The organism is Novosphingobium sp. CF614 (genome assembly GCF_900113255.1).
Classification (GTDB): Bacteria; Pseudomonadota; Alphaproteobacteria; order Sphingomonadales; family Sphingomonadaceae; genus Novosphingobium.
In genome coordinates, this window is the sequence record NZ_FOOR01000019.1 from 18,951 (window position 1) to 35,037 (window position 16,087).

The 16,087-nt window shown below is 64.6% G+C and carries 8 protein-coding genes; 2 read left to right on the plus strand and 6 right to left on the minus strand.

The annotated features are described in order from the left end of the window. Positions 1–25: 25 nt before the first annotated feature. The 4 genes from BM052_RS15795 to BM052_RS15810 form a co-directional block, all read right to left on the minus strand. Positions 26–2,908: a TonB-dependent receptor domain-containing protein gene (locus BM052_RS15795; RefSeq protein WP_091148448.1), complete on the minus strand. Its 2,883-nt coding sequence runs from the start codon at positions 2,906–2,908 to the stop codon at positions 26–28. Between the two features lie 121 nt (positions 2,909–3,029). After that, entirely contained in the window at positions 3,030–6,134 is a 3,105-nt protein-coding gene (locus BM052_RS15800; protein WP_091148449.1) for a TonB-dependent receptor, read from the minus strand. Continuing rightward, on the minus strand, positions 6,135–7,184 hold the full coding sequence (locus BM052_RS15805) for a FecR family protein (protein ID WP_091148451.1): 1,050 nt from the start codon (positions 7,182–7,184) through the stop codon (positions 6,135–6,137). Positions 7,185–7,294: 110 nt separating this feature from the next. Further along, positions 7,295–7,810 carry an RNA polymerase sigma factor gene (locus tag BM052_RS15810; RefSeq protein ID WP_091148452.1) on the minus strand — a complete coding sequence of 172 codons (516 nt, stop codon included), beginning with the start codon at positions 7,808–7,810 and terminating at the stop codon, positions 7,295–7,297. Positions 7,811–8,007: 197 nt separating this feature from the next. Between BM052_RS15810 and BM052_RS15815 the strand changes: the two genes are divergently transcribed. Then, positions 8,008–11,244, plus strand: a complete 3,237-nt coding sequence (locus tag BM052_RS15815) for a S41 family peptidase (protein ID WP_091148454.1) — start codon at positions 8,008–8,010, stop codon at positions 11,242–11,244. Between the two features lie 29 nt (positions 11,245–11,273). Continuing rightward, positions 11,274–12,689 (plus strand): L-serine ammonia-lyase, encoded by a 1,416-nt coding sequence (locus BM052_RS15820; protein ID WP_091148455.1) that lies wholly within the window; start codon positions 11,274–11,276, stop codon positions 12,687–12,689. A gap of 58 nt (positions 12,690–12,747) precedes the next feature. On the opposite strand, the gene BM052_RS15825 is transcribed toward BM052_RS15820, so the two are convergent. Continuing rightward, positions 12,748–13,284: an Lrp/AsnC family transcriptional regulator gene (locus tag BM052_RS15825; protein WP_091148457.1), complete on the minus strand. Its 537-nt coding sequence runs from the start codon at positions 13,282–13,284 to the stop codon at positions 12,748–12,750. Between the two features lie 84 nt (positions 13,285–13,368). Beyond that, complete coding sequence (locus BM052_RS15830) at positions 13,369–15,867, minus strand: zinc-dependent metalloprotease (protein ID WP_255406198.1); 2,499 nt, start codon at positions 15,865–15,867, stop codon at positions 13,369–13,371. Positions 15,868–16,087: the final 220 nt, after the last annotated feature.

A 16,087-nucleotide genomic window follows, 5' to 3' on the forward strand; every position in this document is an offset into this window, starting at 1 on the left:
GGCTCCCGTCGCCGCCGCCGCTACATCAGAACTTGTAGGTAATCGCGCCGCTGAAGCTGGTCCCCAGATTGGGATAGATCGACGCGTTGTTGATCCCCTGGTGGATGTTGATGCCCCGCATCGGGGGCTTGTTGTCGAACACGTTGTTGACGTTCACCCGCAGGTTGAACGCATCGTTCAGGTCATAGCCGATCGACCAGTCATGATAGACTTTGCTGCCGGTGTAGGGTTTATCATACGTTTCCGAGGTGATGCCGGTGAAATAGTCGATCCATTGGGAACTGATCGACCGTGCCTGCCAGGTGAAGCTGAACTTCGGCACACTGTAGGTCGCGGTCCACAGCATCTCCCAGTCCGGATTGCCGATCACACCGTCACGCCGCGTTTCCGACTGCGGATTATTGGCATCGCTGAAGTAGCGCAAGCGATGCAGATAAGTGCCGACCAGGCTCAGATCGAGCTGGCCAGGCAGCCTGGCGCTCAGTGTTTCGAGCGGCAGCACGTAGCGGATGTTGAAATCGACGCCCTTGGTCATGAGACGGCCGATGTTGAGCTGGACCGCGCTGATGCTTGTCACCGCGTTTGTCACCGGATCGCGCGTAACCGCCGCGCAGTTCGGATTCTGGGCGACGGGAATATCCTGATCGACGCAGTTGTTGAGGATCGTCTGCGTCGGAATGTTGCCGATCGCGTTCCTGATGTCGATGTCGAAATAGTCGACCGAGATCGACAGGCCGGGAATGCGGGGCGGCGTCAGCACGATGCCATAGGTCCAGGTCCTGGCCGTTTCGGGATCCAGATCGGGGTTGCCGCCATAACGGCCGAGGATGGTCTTGCCGTTGGTCGGCGCATCAAAGCCCGCCGGGATGCCGAGCGCGGCGCAATTGGCGGCGCGATTGGGGCTCAGGCCGATGACCGACACGTCGCAGGGATCCTGATCGAACGAAAAGCCCGAAGTGACGGGCGAGAACAGTTCCCCGATGTTGGGCGCGCGCACGGCCAGCGAACGCATGCCGCGCAGTCGAAGGCCTTCGAACGGTTCATAGGTGCCTCCGGCATTCCACGACCAATGCATGCCGTTGGTGCTGTAATCCGACACGCGAAAGGCGCCCTGCAATGCCAGATCGTGAACCAATGGAATGCCCTTGAGCAGCGGAACACGCAGCTCGCCAAACGCTTCCCTCACTTCGACCTTGCCGGAAATCGGAGCTTCCTGGGGGTAGAAGGTGTTGTTCGCCTGAAGCTGCGCGGAAGGGAAGGTCCTGGCCGTATCACGACGATACTCCACGCCGGCCGCCAGCGACACGGGACCACCGGGCAGCATGAAGAGATCGCCGGTGATGCTGGCGCCCAAGTCGATCAGGCCGGCGGTCTTGCGGTAACGGTCGTCATAGCTGCTATAGGCGATGGCTGCCGGATCGCCGGTATCCAGGCCCATGATGTTGAGCGGAAGGCATCCCTGCGCCCGCGCGGTAACGCTGGCGCATTGGGGTCCATTGGGCCCCATCACGACATCGATCGATTCCAGGAAGCGATCCTGCAGGCGACCATTGAGCAGCTTGATGTTGTTTATCGAACGTCCGTAGGATGCATAAGCATTATAGGACCAGCCGCCCCCTAGGTCCCCGTCGAAACCGGCCGTGAACTGATAGACATCGCGATCGGAATCACTGCCCCGGCGCCCGAAGTCATTGTTGTTGCGGAAAACCTGAATGCCGTCCTGTCCGGCGTCCAGCAATGCGTTCCGCAAGGCGGGCAGCATATAGGGGTTGTCCACCGAGATGAATGCGGCGGCATATTGGACATCTTCCTCTGGCGGTTGCCAGAACCCCAGGACATTGGTGCGCGAATAGTTTGCCTCGACGAAGAATTTCGCGGCACGGCTGAATTCATAGTTCAGCATGCCAGTGAAGACATAGCGCTTGGTCGGCAGCGAGAGATTGTCGTACTTCTCGTAAAAGCCGCCATCGCCGCCGATCGACCGGCCCGAACGGTTGCCGACCGACCCGAAATCATAAGGGCGGTAGCTGAGACCATCATCGGAAAAGGTGTAGCCCTTGTTGCCGATGAAGAAGGCGCCCGGATCGTTCAGCCCGTTGAAACGGATGCCCGGAACCTGGATGAAGAGGGGCGTCGTACCATTGGGATTGCGGATATAATTATAGCCGTTGCTCGCATATTTGCGGTCCACGGCTTCCACGCCCTTCACCTGGTCGTAAACGGCGTTGAGCGTGATGTTGCCTCGCCCTTCCGCGAAGTTCTTGCCGCCGGTCAGTGTCGCGCCCCAGGATTCGCCGTCCCCCCGAGACGTGATGCCGCCATTCACCCGGGCGGTGAACCCTTCGTAGTTCTTCTTGAGGATCAGATTGACCACCCCGCTCACGGCATCGGCGCCATAGACTGCGGATGCACCGCCCAGCGAAATATCGACGCGATCGATCAACACCGAGGGGAGCGTGTTGAGATCGACCGACGATGTCAGCGGCTGGCCCGGTACGACGCGTCTGCCATTTACCAGAACCAGCGTGCGGTTCGTGCCCAGACGGCGGAGATTGACCAGGTTGAGGCCCTGGCTGGTGCCTCGTCCCTGAGAATTGGCGTCGCTCAGGCCAACGCCCATCTGAGGCAGGTTGTTCAGTACCTTGGCGATATTTTCCCGCCCCGACTGGGCGATCTGTTCCCGTCCCACCGACGTGACGGGGATCGGCGCCTGAAGCTGCACCTGCTTGATGCGCGACCCTGTCACTACGATGGCCTCGCCGTCACCGGGCTGCGCGATATCGTCGGCATTCGCCTGGGCAAGCGCCGAGGCCGGAAGCAGCAGGCCCCCGGCGATGGCGCTGATGCTCGCAGAGCGCAGGAAACCGTTTGCGCCGCACAGGCGGCGCATAGAAAATCTATCGATCATCACTATCCCCTTTTGATCCTTGGAGTCAGTCAATGTCCCGCTGCGGGCATCCGCTCACCCCATGTTTTCCGGGATGTCGTGGCAGCCGATCGTTTGACGATTGACTCGCGCCTTTTGGGAATCAGAGGGAGGCCGTCACGCTGAACCGAAACTGCCGGCCCAGGTTGGGATAGATCGCGCCGGTGCGCAGGCCGGCGTTGATATTATATCCGCGCTGCGGCGGCGCGCTATCGAACAGGTTGAGGATATTGAAACGCAGGGTAAATCGCGGATCGATCTTTTGCGCCACTTCCAGGTCGTGATAGGTTCGCGCGCCCGTATTCGGCTTGTCGATAGTCAGGGTGGAATCGATCGTGATCCGGCTGGAGCCGATGAACTGTGCGGTCCAGCCTATCGTGGTCGGCCCATGCTCCCACCGCGTCGACAAGGTGCCGCGCCACCGGGGATTGGGCAGGATGCCGTCCAGCCGCTGGACAATGCCCCGCGCCACATCGCGGGTGATCGCCAGCCGCTCCACCCAGGTTGCGAGCAGCTCGACAGTCAGCCTGCCGCCGCCCGGCTCCCAGGGCGGGCGCCACGTCGTCGAGATGTCGATACCCGCCGTTTCCAGCTTTCCGATGTTGCTGATGCTCGCGGTGACCATGGCAATCCGGCCAGTCAGCGGATCGCGCATGATGGCGCCGCATGCCCGGCCGCGAACATCGGGGTCGGCTCCGTCAACGCAGTCGTTGAGCAGCAACTGCTCGATGGGGAATGCAATGGCCTCGTCGATCCGGATACGCCAGCGATCCACTGCCAGCGCCAGGCCCGGCAAGGCACCGGGCTTCCATGTGACGCCCAATGTCGTGGTCGCGGCATGCTCCGGGCCAACATGCTCGTTGGACTGATAGGCGACCAGCTTTGAAATTCCGTTCTGGCCATCGAAGTCCGCCGGCAAGCCCAGCGCCGAACAACGCGCGGCACGTTCGGCAACCGCATGGCGCAGCGCGGCGTCGCACGGATCGGTGATGAATGAAAAGCCCTGCTGCACCCCGCTGAAAAGCTCGCCGATATTGGGCGCCCGCACCGCCTGCGACCGCACTGCCCGTATCCGCAGTTCGGGGACCGGCGCATAATCGAGGCCCAGGTGCCAAGCCGTGGCCCTTCCGGCCGTGGAGTAGCGGGAGAAACGCAGCGCCGCGGTGGCGGTGAGCCTTTCCACCATCGGCTTTTCCGAAAGCATCGGCAGCGCGATTTCACCGTAGCCCTCCACCACCGAATAGGCACCGCGATAGGACGTGACACGGGGGAGATAAGTGCCGCCGCTTTCCTGAACGGCGCTCGAGCGGCGCATGCTCGTTTCTCGCCGATATTCCCAGCCCAGCAGCAGATCGACGGGGCCGCCGGCAAGGTGAGCCGGATTTCCGCTCACATTGCCGCGAAGAACCATCTGCATAAGCGTTTCACGCGCTTTCGGGGTGATGCTCACCCAGGCGCGAGCGGTGGGGTCGAACGGTTGATCGCCCAGAATGTTCAGTGGCTCACAGCCTTCCGCGCGTCCGTTCCGGCAGACGATCGCTCCCGTGGCGGCATCACGCACGGCATCGATGGCTTGCAGGAAACGAACATTGTCACGGACATTGATCGTGGTGACCCGGTCCTCGGTGCGACCCCAGCCTCCGCCAAGCGCATAGCGCCAGTTCACGCCGAGCGGCCCGGTGAGATCGGCTTGTCCCTGGATCATCAGCCGTCGGTTGATCGATCCGACACGGCCCAGCCCGTCCAGCACCTTGGCCACCCAGATGCGGTCGACACCCGCCGCCCGCATCATGTCCACCGTCGAGGTAGGGAGATAGGGGTTGTCGATCGCGATGGGGATTCCGGGGCCACCGATCGGATCGATCACCGGTTGCCAGGAGGACCGGGTGCGGCTGTCGGCCACGCGCAGTGACGCGGAAAGGACGTTGCCCGCGCCGATTTCCGCCTTGCCCAGGATCGTTCCCACGGCGCGCGACAGGGGGATGCGAAGCTGGTCGTAGGCCGAAACGTCAAGCCCGTCCCCGCCGAGCTGGACGCCGCCCCTCGTCCCGGCCGTACCACTGTCATAGGGCCGCACCCCGGAGCCGTCGGCAAGGAAGACATATCGCCGCCCGCCGAGCTCGAAGCTGCCCGCCTTGTCGAACGGCCCAAAGCGGACGCCAGGACGGGTAAGGAGCGGCGCATCCGGTTCATCGCTGGCGTAAACGAGGTCAAGGCCGGTGCTGGCCCGGCCCAGGCTTGTGGCATCGACCCCCGAGAGCCGGTCGTAGGACAGGCCGAGGGTCAGGTGCAGACGATCGTCGGCAAGCGCCGTGCCGGCGAGAAACGAAAGATTGTAGGAAGCACCATAGCCGCGCTCCGCGATGCCGCCGCCGGCCGAAAGCTCGATGCCGTCCACATGGTCGCGCAGGATGATGTTGATGACGCCCGCGACGGCATCCGCCCCATAGACGGCGGACGAACCGCCGGTCACGACTTCGACGCGGTCTACCAGCCCTGGCGGAATGGTATTGAGATCGACGACGGAAAGCCCCCGCCGGCTGCCGACTTGTCGCTGCCCGTTCACCAGCACGAGCGTGCGGGCCGCGCCGAGGCCGCGCAGGTCGGCCTGGCTGAGCCCCGCACCGCCGGAAGTCTGGTTTTCCGTATTCTGCAATCCGAACCCGGGTTGGATAGCACCCATCAAGAGCAGGACACGGGACAAATCCTGCTCACCGCTCGCGGCGATCGCGCTGCGGGTCAGCCGGCGCACGGGCATGATCGCGCGGCTTTCCATGGCAGCAAGGCGGCTGCCGGTAACGATCAGGTCATGCCCCCCGCTTTCGGGCGACGAGGTTGGCGACGGACGGCGAGGGACGAGCGGCGTATCGGCGGCACGCCTCCGGATCGCCACGGTGTTGATGCCGACGAAACGGGCTTCATACCCGCTGTCCTTGAGCAGCCGCTTCAGAGCGGAAGCGGGAGACATCGTACCGCGCACCGTTCGGCTGCGCAGTCCGCGCAGGTCCGCCGCCTTGACGAGTTGGATGCCTGTCTGCTGGGACCAGGCGGTCAGCGCGAGATCGAGGGGCTGGGCCGGGATATCGAAGCGCTGCGCCTGCTGGTCCCGGCTGGCCGGGGCGGGCGTCGCGGGGCGGGCCTGCGCCACTGTCGCCATTCCGACGCCAAAGGCCAGCGCGAGCAGAGATCGCGAAGCCAGGCGCAACATCTACGGGGTCTCAGGCGGGAAGGACGCCTCGCTCCGCTTACCTGGGGCCGAGGATATGACTATCTCGTTCGGTTGCACACGCACGGTGACCGGAAAGGCATAGGGCAGCGCGCCAGCCCATTCGTCAATGGAATCGGTGCGCAGGGTGCCGCTGTAGTGCAACCCCCTCGCCCGCTCGTCGACAATGCGGATACGTTGGCGTCCGTAGCGATTTGCGTCTGCGACGACGTCGGCCAGGCTATCCCGATAATAGCGCAGCTGCCCGTTGCGAACGGCGAGCGCCATCGTCCCGTCGATCGCCGCGACCGGTCCAAAGCCGCCCTGCGAAGAATAGGCGACGCGGTCCCCCGCCTCCAGCCTCGTCTCCGCGCGCCCGTCGCTGGCCGCGACCACGCCCTCGGCGACAGTCACGACCGCCGCATCGCCCCTTCGAATGATGGCGAACGTCGTTCCCACGTCGCGGGCGATCATGCCGGCGACATGCACCTCGAAAGGCTTGCTTTCGTCATGAACGACATCGAACAGGGCCTCGCCGCGGTTGAGCGTGACACTTCGCGACGAGCCCTCCATCGCCACCGTCACGGCACTCTCGGCGCCCAAGGTGACCTGCGAACCATCAGCGAGCCGGATCGTGCGGGTTTCGCCATGCGCGGTGGCAAAGACCTGCGGGGCGCTCGTCTTCGCCCCGAACGTCAGCATGGCCATGGCGCCGGCGGCCAGCACCACGACCAGGCCGGTCAGCGCGAGCGGCCGCAGGCGCCAAAGTCCACCGGCGATCGGCGGCCGGACGCCCGATGGCGGTGCCTCGTCGTCCAGGCCAGTCTCGCCGAGCCGGACGTCATTTGCGTCGATATTGCCGAGTGCCTGCCACCCCCTTTGCATATGCGCCATGACCGCGCGATGATGGTCGGACCGCTCCTCCCAGCGGGCGATGGCCTCCATGGCCGATAGCGGGTCATCGCTCACATGCAGTGCGGAAATCAGCGCCAGCGCTTCTTCGGCCAGCGGATCCTCATGCAGGGGCGCAGCCGCCGCGATCTTATCGGCCATGGCTGATCCGCGCACCGCTGCAGCTGGACTTCCTCAAGACACGCCTTTCCTGCCGCCCCGTAGACTGCTTGGTATCAAAGACGTTTCGGCCACGCCTGTTGGGAATGCGATCAGCCGTCATACGCCACTTTCATATCCTCTTCCGACATGCGGCTCAGACAATGGCGCATGGCGGTCAACACATATTTGCGCACCATGCTTTCGGTGAGGCCCATCTCGGCGGCGATATCCTCGTAACGCCGCGCCTCCAGGCGATGCTGGATAAAGGCGTGGCGGCAGCGCGGCGTAAGCTCGTCGAGCAGGATCAGGATACGCGCCACCGCTTCACGAGCGAGCAGGTGGCGCTCCACATCGGGTTCGTCCGTTGGATAGTCGATTTCCACGGGATCGAGTCGATCCGCTTCGCGACGCCGATGGCGCTGGCGCAGCCGGTCCGTGGCGAGATTGGATGCGATACTGAACAGGTAGGACCTGATATTGCCGATATCCTGGTGCTGCGACTGGCGTGCCAGCCGTGCAAAGGCTTCATGCGCTATGTCCTTCGCCTCCTCCGGAACGCCCAGCTTCAGTTCCAGCATCCGCACCAGCAACACGATATTGTCGCGATAAAGCGCGTCAAGGTCCACATCGACGCTAGCCGACGCCGACCGCGCGCGAACTCCTGGCACGATTTGCCGCAACTGCTTCCCCCGCGAAGGCGGACACCGGCACACATCGGGCGATCGCGATAATCCCCCGATGTCGCGCTGGCCGCACGCACATTTCCATTCCCAAATGCCGACTTTATATCGTCTATATTGCGGCGCACAAGGATGGGTTGCACATGCGAAAAAGGGCCTGGTTCTTCTCCTGCATCATCGGTTTCCTGGCGCTTGCGCGCGCAAGCGCCCAGCCGGGAGATTTGCCACGACCGATGTTGAGCCAGCCTTCCCTTTCGCCGGACGGCAAGGTGATCGCCTTCATCTCGGGCGGCGATATCTGGGAAGTTCCGGCCGAAGGCGGCACCGCCCGCCTTCTGCTGTCCGATCCGGCCACGGAAGCCCAGCCGCTATATTCTCCGGACGGACGCAAGATCGCCTTCACATCCACGCGCGGCGGCAATCCGAATATCCATGTCCTCGATCTTCAGAGCCGCAAGATCACCAGAATCACATGGGCGGAGGCGGACGAGGAGCTGGACGGCTGGTCGGCCGACGGTCGATGGATCTATTTTTCCTCGACCGCCGGGGAAACGGGCCGGCCCACCGATATCTTTCGTGTTTCGGCAAGCGGCGGAACGCCGATGCCGGTGAGCGATGAAGTCTACCTGCCCGAATACCAGGGCGCGCCCGCACCCGACGGCAGGTCGATGCTGCTCGTCGCGCGCGGGATCAGCAGCACGCAATGGTGGCGCAACGGCCATTCGCATATCGACCAGAGCGAAATCTGGCTCGAAACCACGGATGGCGCCAAGTCCTATCGCAAGCTACTGGCCCAGGGCGCGAAAAACGCCTGGCCGGCCTGGTTGCCGGACGGCCGCGATTTCATCTTCATGAGCGACGCGGGCGGCGTGGAAAATCTGTGGCGCATGGATGCGGCGCCGGGCGCGCAACCCCGGCAACTGACGCGGTTCACCAATGGCAGGCTGCTTTTCCCGCGTCTTTCGATGGACGGGAAGACCGCCTTGTTCGAGCGTGACATGGCGGTGTGGAAGCTGGACCTTGCCACCAACGCCGCCACGCCGGTGCCGATCAGCTTGCGCGGCGCACCCGCGCAAGTCGGCGTTCGGCATGAAGTGCTGAGCAATTATTCGTCACTGGCGCTTTCGCCCGACGGCAAGAAGCTGGCACTGATCGGACATGGCGAGATCTTCGTGGCGCCGGCGACGGACGGCGGCCCGGCGAAAAGGCTGACGCACAGCCCTGGCGCGGAGGATGGCGTCGTCTGGTCGCCCGATTCCCGGCACCTGCTTTACGTTACGCCGCGCGGCCTGGATGTCCTGCTGGCCGAGGCGGACGCCATAACCGGCGAGGAAGTGCTGCTCACGCACGAGGGCATCGCCTCCTCCCCCGCCTATGCGCCCGATGGCCGATCGGCGAGCTACGTGCTCGACGAGAAGGAACTCCACGTCACCTCGCTGCCGCATCAGGGCCGCGCTCCCGCCAGTCGCAAACTCTACGCGGGGCCGCTCGGCACCGGATTTGGCGGTCCGGCTCCCGTCTGGTCGCCCGACAGCCAGCATATCGCCTTTCCCGTCGTCGATGCCCGTTCCTTCACCAACGTCTTCATCGCACCGGCAGGAGGAGGCCCCGCGCGGCAGGCAAGCTTCTTGGCCAATGGCGAGATGGGACAGATCACCTGGGCTCCCGATGGCCGCTACATTCTGTTCGACAGCGCGCAAAGGACGGAAAATTCCCGGATCTTCCGTATCGATCTGTTGCCGCAGCTCCCCAGGTTTCGCGAAGACAAGCTGGCGGAGCTCTTCGCCAGCGAAATCCCGCTGGACGACGACGCCAACCAGGAAACGGCCAAGAATAAAGGACAGCCCGATCGATCCCCATCGCCATCCGCCCAGGCAAAGTCCGCACCGCGCGACGTCAGGATCGATTGGAACGGCATCAGGCTGCGGGCGAATTCGCTTCCCATCGGCCTTGACGCCGATGCGCCGTTGATAAGCCAAGATGGCAAGACCCTGGTTTTCCGGGCGCGAGAGGCCGGCCGGCAGAATTTCTACAGCTATTCTCTGGACGAACTGGCGAAGGACAGGCCGGTCCCCGTGCAGATCACATCGACCGACCGGCAAAAAAACGCGTTCGGCTTGTCACCCGATGGCAAGATCCTGTTCTATCTCGACGGCGGCGTGCCGATTGCGACTCCTGTCGCGACGCCCGACGCCAAGCCGATCACCATCACTGCGGAGATGGACATCGACTTCGCGGCGGAACGGCAGGCAGTGTTCGACGAGGCGTGGCTGACGCTCGACCGCCATCTTTTCGATCCGAACTTCGGCGGCAAGGACTGGACGGCGCTGCGCCAGCGCTTCCAGCCCTATGTCTCGGCCGCTGCGACACCCGACGATCTCCGCAGGATCATCGGACTGATGATCGGCGAACTCAACATCTCGCATTCCGGCATCGCCTCTCCGGAACGCGGCTACGGATCCGTTCCCCGGGGGCGAGTGGGCGACCTTGGGCTTCGTTTCGATCCGGCGGCCCATGCATCGGGCAAGGGTCTGGTCATTTCCGCGATCGTCCCGCTCGGCCCGGCGGCGCTGCAGGATCGCATCAGGGTGGGCGACAGGCTGGTCAGCATCGATGGCGTGGCGCTCAATGAGCACAGCAACATCGACGCACTGCTGGAATACAAGGTCGGGAGCCAGGTGATGCTGGGCATTTCCGCGCCTTCCGGTCGGCGGTCCCTGCCTGTCCGGCCGATATCGGCCGCGACAGCTGCCGGCCTGCGATACCGCGAATGGGTCGAGCAGCGGCGTGCCCTGGTGGACCGGCTTTCGAGCGGCACGCTCGGCTATGTTCACATGTACAATATGTGGGACGATGCGCTCCCACAGCTCTATCTCGACATGGATTCGGACAATCAAGCCAAGCAAGGCATTGTTTTCGATATCCGCAACAATCTGGGCGGCTTCGCGAACGGCTATGCCCTCGATATGCTGGAGCGGCGCAATTACCTGATGATGACGCCGCGCGGCCTGTTCGCCATGCCCGCCCGCCAGCGGCTCGGACAACGGGCGCTGGGCCTGCCCACGGTGTTGGTGACGAACGAAGCCTCGCTGTCGGATGCGGAGGATTTCACCGAGGGTTATCGCCGGCTGAAGCTCGGCAAGGTCGTGGGCCAGCCGACGGCGGGATGGATCATCTTCACCAGCAACGTTACGCTCGTGGACGGATCGGTCCTGCGCGTGCCGCACACCCGGATTCAGGATGTCGAGGGTAACGACATGGAGATGGCGCCGCGTCCGGTCGACATAACCGTGGAACAACCCGTCGGCGAAAGCCTCTCGGGCGGCGACGCGCAGCTTGAAGCGGCTGTAAATCAGTTGAGGCGACAACAGGCGGACTGAGTGTTCGGGGGAAGTGGAACTGAGTGCCGATGCCCATTGATCCAGGAACCGACACCCGTCCGCGCACCCGATCGCGTATCGACAGCAGCCTCGCGATCAGCATCGCCGATCTGTTCACGATCGGAATTGGCCCGTCGAGTTCGCACACGGTCGGCCCGATGCGCGCGGCCCATGCCTTTGCCCACGTTGTCGCCAGGACGGGACGCACGCCGACGCATATCCGGGTCGAACTGTTCGGCTCGCTCGCGCTGACCGGCCATGGCCACGCCACCGATCGCGCGATCCTGCTCGGGCTGGCCGGCGAGACGCCCGAGGCGGTTGATCCAGCCCTGATCGCCGGGATTGTTGCCGAGATTTCCGCCACGCGGCGGATCGACACACCGGCCGGTCCGGTGGCTTTCGATCCCGAGGTGGATCTGCTGTTCCGCAAGGGCGAATTCCTCGAGGGCCATTCGAACGCGATCCGCTTCACGGCGAGGTTAGCGGATGGCGAGCCGATCGCGCAGGAATATCATTCGATCGGCGGCGGCGCGATCGTCGCGGTGGGCGCGCGGGCAGGCAGGCTCGGCCACAATATCGTGCAGCCACATCCCTTCTCGTCGGGGGCCGAGATGCTCAAGGTCGGCGAGGAGACCGGCCTGTCGATCGCCGCGATCGTGGCGCGCAACGAGACAGCGTGGCGGTCCGCCGCCGAGTCCGACGCATTGCTCGATCGAATCGCCGAGGTAATGAACGCCTCGATCGAGCGCGGCATGCGCGAGGAAGGGCTGCTGCCCGGCGGGCTCAAGGTGCGGCGCCGGGCCAAGGTGATCCATGCGCGGTTACGCGCGCAGCCGCCCGAGCAGCAGTTCGCCAGGGTGTTCGAATGGGTCAGCTTGTTCGCGCTCGCGGTGAACGAGGAAAATGCCGCTGGCGGCCGGGTAGTGACCGCTCCGACCAATGGTGCCGCCGGGGTCGTCCCGGCGGTAATCCGCTATTACCGAGATTTCATCCCCGGCGCCGATGCGCAGGGCGTGCGGACCTTCCTGCTCACCGCGTCCGCGATAGGCTTCCTTTACAAGAAGCGCGCGTCGATCTCGGCGGCCGAGATGGGCTGCCAGGGGGAAGTGGGGGTGGCGTGCTCGATGGCGGCGGCGGGGCTCGCCGCGGTGCTCGGCGGCACCAACGCCCAGATCGAGAACGCCGCCGAAATCGGCATGGAGCACAATTTGGGATTGACCTGCGACCCGATCGGCGGCCTCGTCCAGATCCCCTGCATCGAGCGCAACACGATGGGCGCGGTCAAGGCGATCAACGCCGCCTATCTGGCGCTTCAGGGCGACGGCCGCCACCTGGTCAGCCTGGACGCCGTGATCGAGACCATGCGCCAGACCGGTGAGGACATGCACAGCCGCTACAAGGAAACGAGTCTCGGCGGCCTGGCGGTCAACGTGGTGGAATGCTGAAACCACACCAGGAGCCGATAGGTAATCAAAACGCGGCAAGTTCGATCATCGAGGATGGTCAACGCCGCGCTTGCAGGATCGCCGGGGCGATCTGGCGGTTCGCCACTTCGCGCAGCACGAAACTGCTGCGGATGCGTGCGACATGCGGCAGGACCGAGAGCTCCTTGCGGTAGATCATGTCGTAGTCCTCCAGCGACTGGACATTCAGGATCATCAGGAAGTCGGTGTCGCCAGTGACGAAGGCGCAGAAACGCATCGAGGGGCTCTGCAGCACGGCGCGTTCGAAATCCTGCAGGACTTTTTCTGCCTGGGACACCAGCTCGATCGAAACCATGACGAGCGTGCCGTACCCAAGCGACCGCACGTCGAGGTTCGCCGAATAGTGCGTAATGTAGCCGGTCTCCTCCAGGATCTTGCGCCGTCGCGCCACGGCCGTGCTCGACAGATGCACGTTTTCTCCGAGCCATACGTCCGACGCCCGCCCTTCGGTGACGAGTGCCCGCATCAGGCGAAAGTCGGTTTCGTCGAGCTCATGCTGGACGGCACGGCTTCGTGCCGGATCGAGCCAGGTCGATCTGCCGGAGGGCATGTCCATGTGCTTTGCGTCCCCTGTTTGGTTTTCCAAACCAATAGTGCCGAAAGTTTTTGCAATTTCAAACGAAAGGACCGGATGGTGCGATCACTCCGTCAATACGTCGTCGAACCATCCGGTATCGCCTATCGGCATGCCCGCCGGAATGTCGGGCGGCGGGCGGTGCTTCTTGTCGATTTCCGCTTCCAGACGCGCGGGATCGGAAAGGGTGCTCGCCATCGATACCTGCCACAACGCTTCTTCGGAATTTCGCCCTTCTTCGGAATTTCGCTGCGCCTTGGCGAAGGCGCTTGCAATCTCCTTGAGGAAACCGTCGAGCACTGCGGCAATGTCGGCAGGGGTCTCCGGATCGCGGGAGGCAGACGCGATCGCCAGCAGCGTGGTCTGCGCTATCCGCCGCGCGACAGGACGGTCGTGCGCGCCGATTACCGGCCTCAGTTTGTCCAGCATCGTCATGACGCCGGGCTGCGCGGGGTCGTAGCCGTGCTGGATGTGCAGGCGCTTCAGGCGCGCGGGTGCGAGCAGGCTGTCGAGGCTGACCTGAGCAGCGACCTGGGTCGCCACCAGCGGATCGAACACGGCCGAACCGGCGCTAGCCAGCACTTCCGGCACGGCCTCCGCGTCGGCGCGCGCGCTCGTGCCGCTCGACAGTATCATCGACAGCCCGGCCGGCACGGTCAGCTCGCGTTCGGAGAGCGTCGCGACCAGTGCGTCGATGGCGGCGACCTGCTCCTGCGCCGGCACCGGGCTCGGCGCCGGCCGGCCGTCGCCCGCCACGGCATAGTCGTAGCGCACACCGCCCACCAGCTTGCCGGTAGCGTCGATCGAATAGCGGTGGAACAGCCAGATCGGCACGAATTTGCGGCGCAGGTTCGCAAGCGGATCCCCCGCCAGCAGCACGCGCGGCCCGAAGGTCTCCAAGGCGATGCGGCGGACCGCCAGGGTGTGGGCGAGATCGGCGGGGGTATCCTGCCCCTCGGTCCACATGTTGATCCCCGGCACGGCCAGGTCCGATGCGCGGCCGTCGATGTCCGTGCCGTAGATCAGGCCGGCCTTGTGCGCCGCATCGGCCTTCGCCGCTGCATCGGCGTCCGGATCCACTCCGGGTGCGGGCTGGCCGTAGAGCCAGTCGACGGTGAACTTGTCCCACTTGCCGATGCCGGACGCATAGGCCTCGCTCAAGTCCAGCCGGCCGTCGACGATGCCGACCTTCGGCCCTGGGTAGTCCATCACCGATGCGCGGTCCTGAAGGCTGGCCATGAAGTTGTGGACGAAGCCGATCGAATGCCCCACCTCGTGCGCGCCGAGCTGGCTGATGCGGGCCAGTGCCGCGCGAACCGGATCGTTCGGCCCGCCGCTGCCGTTCTGCGCCGTTCCGACCAACCCTTCGAAGATGGTGATGTCCTGCCGCACACGCAGCGCGCCGAGCACCACGTTGCCCTTGATGATCTCGCCGGTGCGCGGATCGATGACGCCGCCGCCGTAGGACCAGCTCCGGTTCTGGCGGTCCGTCCAGTTGACCACGTTGTAGCGCACATCCTGCGGATCGACGCCAGGCGGCAGGATGTCCACCTTGAACGCATCGATGAACCCCGCGGCATCGAAGGCATCGGCCCACCAGCGCACGCCGTCGGCCAGCGCGGTGCGGATGGGCTCGGGAGCGGCGCTGTCGATGTAGAAGACGATCGGCTTCTTTACCGGCGAGCGGGCGGCGGCGGGGTCCGTCTTTTCCAGGCGGAAACGGTTGGCGTATTCGACCAGCATCGGCGAGCCAAGCGGCGTGCCGAAGTCATAGACCTGCGTGGCATGGGAACCCGAGCGGATGTCGAAGCGGCGGGGGACGAAGCCGGGCTCGGGCAGCGCGACCAGCGAGGAATGAACCGTGAAGCTGACCGCGCGTCCCTCGGGCGCCAGAATGTCGAGTTCGGGCCCCGCGGAGTCGGCTGCAAAGGTCTGCACCGTTTCCAACTCGATGTTCCGGGGGAAGACCTTGATCGAACCCGTATCAACGGCACTGAGCCTTTCGGAGAGCTTGTACCCCTTGGCCGCGGCGCCGATCGCCCCAGCCAGGTCCATGGCATCGGTCATGAGCAGCGGCGTGAAATCAACCTTGACCGGACCGATGGTGGTGGAATCGCCGACGATATCGAGCATGGCCACGGTACTGAACGGAAAGCTCGCCTGCGCTCCCCTCTGCACGTTCGAATTGCCGCGCGCGCGGTAACGGGGATTTTCGAACACGACGGCGATCTTGCCGCCCAGGCGCCGGAAGGCGAGCACCTTTGTTTCCCCCTGCATGCCCCGGTCTATGCGCACGGATGCCGAACCGAGCCCGGTCTTGATCGCCTGGGTGAACAGGAAGCGTCCGGAAATGCCCTGCGCGTCGGGCGCGGGCAGGACCAGCAGAACTCTGCCGTTCTCGGCGTCCGTCTCGACTGGCAGCAGCGCGCCGTCGGGTGAAGCGGCCACGCGTACCGGCGCGGCGAGCCCGGCCGTCGCCGGCAGCAGGGCAAGTGCCGAGACGGCAAGAAGCAGACGCTTCGACAGACGCCCTGCACGCGCCGGAATAGACATGAAGATGAGCATCGGAAGTGTTCCTCCTGGCTGACTGTCCGGCGCGCCGGGCGCCCGGGCACGGCCGCTCGGCGCCGGTCTGCCCGCAGGGGCGGGCCTGCCCTGTCGCGACGCGGGAAGCTAACAGAAAACGCGGCGCAGCATCCCCGAACTTATCCCCCGCCGAATGCCTCCCGTTGATGCATTCCTGCTCGTTCGGCGTATTCGACGCAGGATTTCCCCACATCCGTGC